Source organism: Xenorhabdus stockiae, from assembly GCF_002632825.1.
GTDB classification, from domain to species: Bacteria; Pseudomonadota; Gammaproteobacteria; order Enterobacterales; family Enterobacteriaceae; genus Xenorhabdus; species Xenorhabdus stockiae.
This window is the reverse complement of record NZ_NJAJ01000076.1, coordinates 1-5115: the sequence shown is the minus strand read 5'-3', so window position 1 is coordinate 5115 and position 5115 is coordinate 1. Positions and strand designations below refer to the sequence as shown.

The following is a 5115-nucleotide window of genomic DNA, read 5'->3' as shown; positions in this document are numbered from 1 at the left end:
GAGCAATCATTTGAGCAGTCCAGCCTTCTGAAGCTAAAAGCACGGCTTTGATACGGTCACGGACGCGCCCATCACGAGTCGTATCGTGCATCAATTCAAGCGCTTCTTTTTGGGCATCTGTCAGGGTAATTTTCATGGGCGCGATTTTGATCTGATAGGAATGAAAAATCAAGCATCTTCAATGACGATGGGTATATTAGAAATTTCTCGCTCTATTTTTTCTAAAGTTTCATAAGTAAATAATTTCTCTGAAAATGGTTTGATGGTTTGAGCGATCTGAATAGAATCATATTCCCCTTCTGGGTATAGTGTCACAGATAGCACTCCACTGGTTATTGAGTTTCCTGTAGCAAGTTGCCATAACTGCAAGTCGAAGAAAGCGAAAATATTGTAATTAATTATTTTAGTTTTAATAACTCCCCAAGAATTATTAATTAATGACAGAGTTTCTTCGAGGTCTAATTCCTTTCGCCATTTTTTTAATAACACTCGTAAATCTTCAATAATTGTCTCATCTTGATGTGTCATTAAATTTATACCACAAATAACACCATTCCAAGATGTTATGCTCATTCCGTGAATTTCATATGCAGACAGATGATTGTTTTTTACACTTTCATTTTTGATATGAACATTAATATCACGCAAGTCATCTATGAATACACTTAAATTACCGATAGAAATAGGAGTAATAGATGATGATGAGCTGATATTTAAATTACTATCAGATTGTTTTATTGTCATTGCATCCCGATCAGAATAAAACTCACCACAATATAAATCATTATCGAAATATCCCTCCTTGTTATATCTTCCTGTAAGTAAGTCATTGCATCTACAGCATATTAAATAAGCAATTTCATCATCAGGTAATGCTTTTATTTTATTGTATTTTTCAATCTCAAACCATTTTGGTAAATCGCTTTTTTTATTAATTCTCATTTCTGCCCAGTCTTTAATATAACCACGTTTTCATAATTACCCGCCAATACATCCAGTTGTTCACACCACTGGTTTAAAGCGTCCAGTTTCTCTGTTAAATATTGGCTCTTGTTGTATATCGCCATAATGCCCGGCAGTGCATGGCCTAACAGTTGTTCAACTACATGAGGCGCTACGCCCATATCATTTAGTTTAGTTGCTAAGGTGCGCCTTAAGTCATGTAATGTCCATTTTTCCGTATGGCCTAATTTTTTCCATATATTAGCCCCATATTTCGCTACTGTTGCACCGTATTTTAATTCACCAAGAAAATAACTGCTTTTATGGTTTTGGTAGATAAGTTCTTCTAAAAATTGTTTCATACATGCTGGTATTGGGCGAATTATTTTACCACCAGACTTACTATGTTCCTTTGGAACAGTCCATAACATGGAATTAAAATCCCATTCCGAACATTTCGATAATCTAACCTCTTGAGTTCTACAGCCAAACACAATCAAGACTATTAATAAGTTACTGTAATAAGGAATGTAAGTATTGGTATTTATGGATTTCCATAATTGACCCAACTCACCATCGCTTAAAAACCGATCGATTTTATTTTGCACTTTACCTACATCTGGAATGGTTAAATCATCCAAAGCGTTACTAATAGCAAATTTCCTTACACGGCAGAACCTTAAGGCTTGTTTGCATAATTGGAATATAATTCCAGAAGAAACGGGAGATTTCTTTTTTATATTATCAAAACATTGAAGCCAATAGCGTGTTTCACAGTCTGATAATGCCATATTCCCAATATTAGGATAAATATATTTATTTAGTTGAGCTATATGTTTATCAATACCTACGCGGTTGTCTTTCCCATAGTTTTCTATCCAATATTCGATAGCATCTTTTACAGTGACTGGTTTTAATGATTCCTGCATGTCCAAACCAAACTGTAGCTTTGGATCTTTACCAGAAGCCAGCCAGTTACGGCATTTGTCCCGCGTTTCACGAGCCTGTTTGAGACTCATATCAGGATAGCGACCAATGGTAAGGCGGTTTAGCTTCTTACCATCAAGCCGATATGTAAAGACCCAACTAATGCCACCTACTTTAGATGTTTTTGCACTCAATCCCGCTCCATCGGCAAAAAACTCTATCTTGTCGTTCTTTCTGCCAAGTAAAACCTTAAGTTTTTTGTCACTGAGCTTGTTTAGTTCGTTAGCCATGATCACCTAAGATATTTATACAAATGTTTATACATAGTGTGCTGCAAGAATGGGAAAACGTCAATAAACACTGGAACAATAGACAGTGTAATTTTTTATTATCTATATGATTTATAATAAAATAATAAAACCTCACGCAAACACAAAAACATAAAGTAATACAACATGGTATGACTTTACCAATGTATCCCTATATATTTGTTCACTGAATCGAAAGCTATTCTATTATTTATTACTGGTTTATTAATTTGAAATATAAAAAAATTCACCTACATTAGTTTATTTTTCAGGCTGTCATTTTTTATTTACTGGATTAATCAGTTTTCTGGATGTTCCTTATCAATATACAGCGCAGCGCTCCAGTTACTGTAAGTACAGACAAATATGGAAGGGTCTTTGCTTGAATAAGACTTAGCAATAGATTTGATTTTTTCTGCCAGTTGAAGAGAGCCTAATGAAGAATTACCAATATACGTTCCACTTGGAAGGCGATGCCACTTTCCATCGGGGAAACGTATAGAGCGACTGAACTGATTGCCTACCATCCTTTTATGTAGCTTTTCATATCCCGCAGACCCCGTACCATACAGTTCCACTCGAATTAAATAACTTGCCATTTCTCTTTCCTTGTCTTGACTGCCAAATAGTCAAACTATCAGTTTTTCTTCTCTGATAAAAGTGAGAAAAACGAGAAGAAATTTGGCATTAATGGCAATTTAAGCACCGGAGATATTTATGGCGGTTATTGCGACAATCTCTGTAGTTCTGAAACCCAGGTTGGTTCAGAAAACAATTTCCGCCCGACAGCCACTAAGTCAATTTGCTGGTTATCTAACTGCCGTATTAGTATCTCTAAGTCAGAACTATAGGCTGGCCTCCCTGATAATGATAAATCGATCGAACCACCTGCAATGGTAGGAAGTTCTGTCAATTCTTTGGCCCATACAGCTAAACTACGATCTGAATTCCGAAAAGCGGGTTGGCCGAAATGACCATCCGAAGCATGCAATATGGTTACACCAGCCTGAACAATCGGATCAAGCAAGATTTCTAAGTCCTGCGGACTGGTTGCAATAGCCGCATTATTGGCACCGACCTTCCATTGTGAAAATAAGAAAGAGATCGGGAACAAACGGCCGGTAGCTCTACGCACCGCAGCGATTATCTGCGCCGCAAATTGCGCACGATTACGTATGGTTCCGCCCCATACATCTTCGCGACGATTGGTATTTGCCCAAAGGAACTGGTCTATCAGATAGCCGTGTGCACCATGAATTTCTACGCCATCGAACCCTACTGATTGGGCGAAGCTGGCCGCTTCCGCAAAAGCAGCAATAATCTCATCAATGTCGTCCAGCGTCATGGCCTTACCATATGAGCCACGTGTGGCAGAAAACCCCGACGGGCTCCAGGCCAGTGACGGGGCAAACCGCTCTGAATCATCGGCACCCTGATGAAATAATTGCGCAAAAATAACTCCACCAGTAGCATGTATGGCCTTAACCATTTCAGAAAAGTATGCTTCTGAGCCAGATTCTAAGCGGGGTAAATCCATTTTTTCTCCAGCGGATGGATGATTGATATAGGAAGCCTCCGCGATAACCAGCCCAGCGCCTTCGTTAGCTGACACTTCTCCGGATGAACGCTCCTGCTCTATTGAAGCCATAACAAGACGGTTTCGTAATTTCAGGGTACCGAAGTCAAATGGCTTGAATAATGAGGTTATTGAATCTTTCATACTGGCGTTCACTCCTTAATAGCAGGTTCGAATCATTTAGCTTTAATGCAGGCTTATGCTAAATAGCTGTTCAAAATGATAGGAGTACACCTTACTCCGCGTGACACGCGGAGTAAGGAACACCGCATGCTGATACTCTCACTATTATGAAAAGGTATATAGGGTACCCATTATGAAGATAATTCCGGTGACTTTTATGTCAACGTTAAAATAGAATCGCGTTATGCTCCTCTCCAAGAAATAAAATAAATAACTAAAATTCTAACCCGCAATTTTCTGCGGGTTAATCACACTTTTAATCCATCTGCTCAGTCTGTTCACTATCAGTGGCAGCCTTTACCATCTTCTGCGTCACATTCCACACTGAATTCTCCGGCATCTGAATACGGACATCCAAACGACAATCTTCCGGAATATCTCATGGTTCACAATCGTGATACTGCCGTCCTTATTCACCTTATCAGCAATATAGATAAGTTCCAGCCTGTTGTTGTTCTTTGAATACGCGTGTAATGCACAGTGACATTCAGATATAAAACCACCACGGAATGTGATGGCTTGGATATTCCTTTAACCACTCAGAGAATGGGTGAAAAAATATTGACTTTAGTTTCAATGGATAACTAATTGTTAAGAATTATTCGCTTGTTGTTGCTGTGTGATGGGTTTATTAGATTTACCAGTTTTTTCGATAGTAATGATGTAACTGATGTGGAGGATACCTTTGAGAAAATACGTTCTTCTTTGCCTAGTGGCTGGCACGACTCTTTTAGCCTCAATGCAGACTTATGCCAATATTTGTTCAGATTTATACGCTCCAGGCAGCCCAGAATATAGAGACTGTCAACTTGTATGCACACTGTATCCAGGAGGGACTTGTTCATCATAAAACTGAGGGAGGTGGAAGTGTTCCAACCTCCCTTTTACTCTTTCCAATTCACCCACACTGCACCCTAAAATACTCCTGCACCCCAGAATCATTTGCTCAGAGGTTGTGATGTGTTCTCTGAGTAACCAATAGTTTCTGATAGCGGGTCACCTATTTAAATGACCCGACAGTCGATTTTTATTAGGTAGCCAATATTGCTAAGTATGCCCACCGGTAATCCCCCCTAAAATCCGGAGTGTCCATAAGTAGAATTTTCTCATACGCTTAATGTAGCAGAGGAGATCGAAATCTTATGAAAAAGTCACGTTTTACTGACAGCCAGATCTTAG

General features: G+C 38.9%; 4 protein-coding genes and 2 pseudogenes. All 6 read right to left on the bottom strand.

Annotated features, from left to right (window positions below; all coding sequences use genetic code 11):
• Nucleotides 1-136: pseudogene (locus Xsto_RS19835) on the bottom strand (IS630 family transposase); the annotation flags it as partial.
• A gap of 32 nt (nucleotides 137-168) precedes the next feature.
• The gene (locus Xsto_RS19830) at nucleotides 169-942 is read right to left on the bottom strand and encodes a DUF6387 family protein (protein WP_099126198.1); all 774 of its coding nucleotides are present in this window, start codon (nucleotides 940-942) and stop codon (nucleotides 169-171) included.
• On the bottom strand, nucleotides 939-2159 hold the full coding sequence (locus Xsto_RS19825) for a tyrosine-type recombinase/integrase (protein WP_099126197.1): 1221 nt from the start codon (nucleotides 2157-2159) through the stop codon (nucleotides 939-941). The genes Xsto_RS19830 and Xsto_RS19825 overlap by 4 nt, the downstream gene beginning before the upstream one ends.
• Before the next feature lie 317 nt (nucleotides 2160-2476).
• Nucleotides 2477-2776, bottom strand: a complete 300-nt coding sequence (gene ghoS / locus Xsto_RS19820; protein ID WP_099110135.1) for a type V toxin-antitoxin system endoribonuclease antitoxin GhoS — start codon at nucleotides 2774-2776, stop codon at nucleotides 2477-2479.
• Nucleotides 2777-2901: 125 nt separating this feature from the next.
• Entirely contained in the window at nucleotides 2902-3897 is a 996-nt protein-coding gene (locus tag Xsto_RS19815; protein WP_099126196.1) for an oxidoreductase, read from the bottom strand.
• Between the two features lie 937 nt (nucleotides 3898-4834).
• Nucleotides 4835-4929 (bottom strand): annotated as a pseudogene (locus Xsto_RS23055) (lysis protein); the annotation flags it as partial.
• Nucleotides 4930-5115 lie beyond the last annotated feature (186 nt).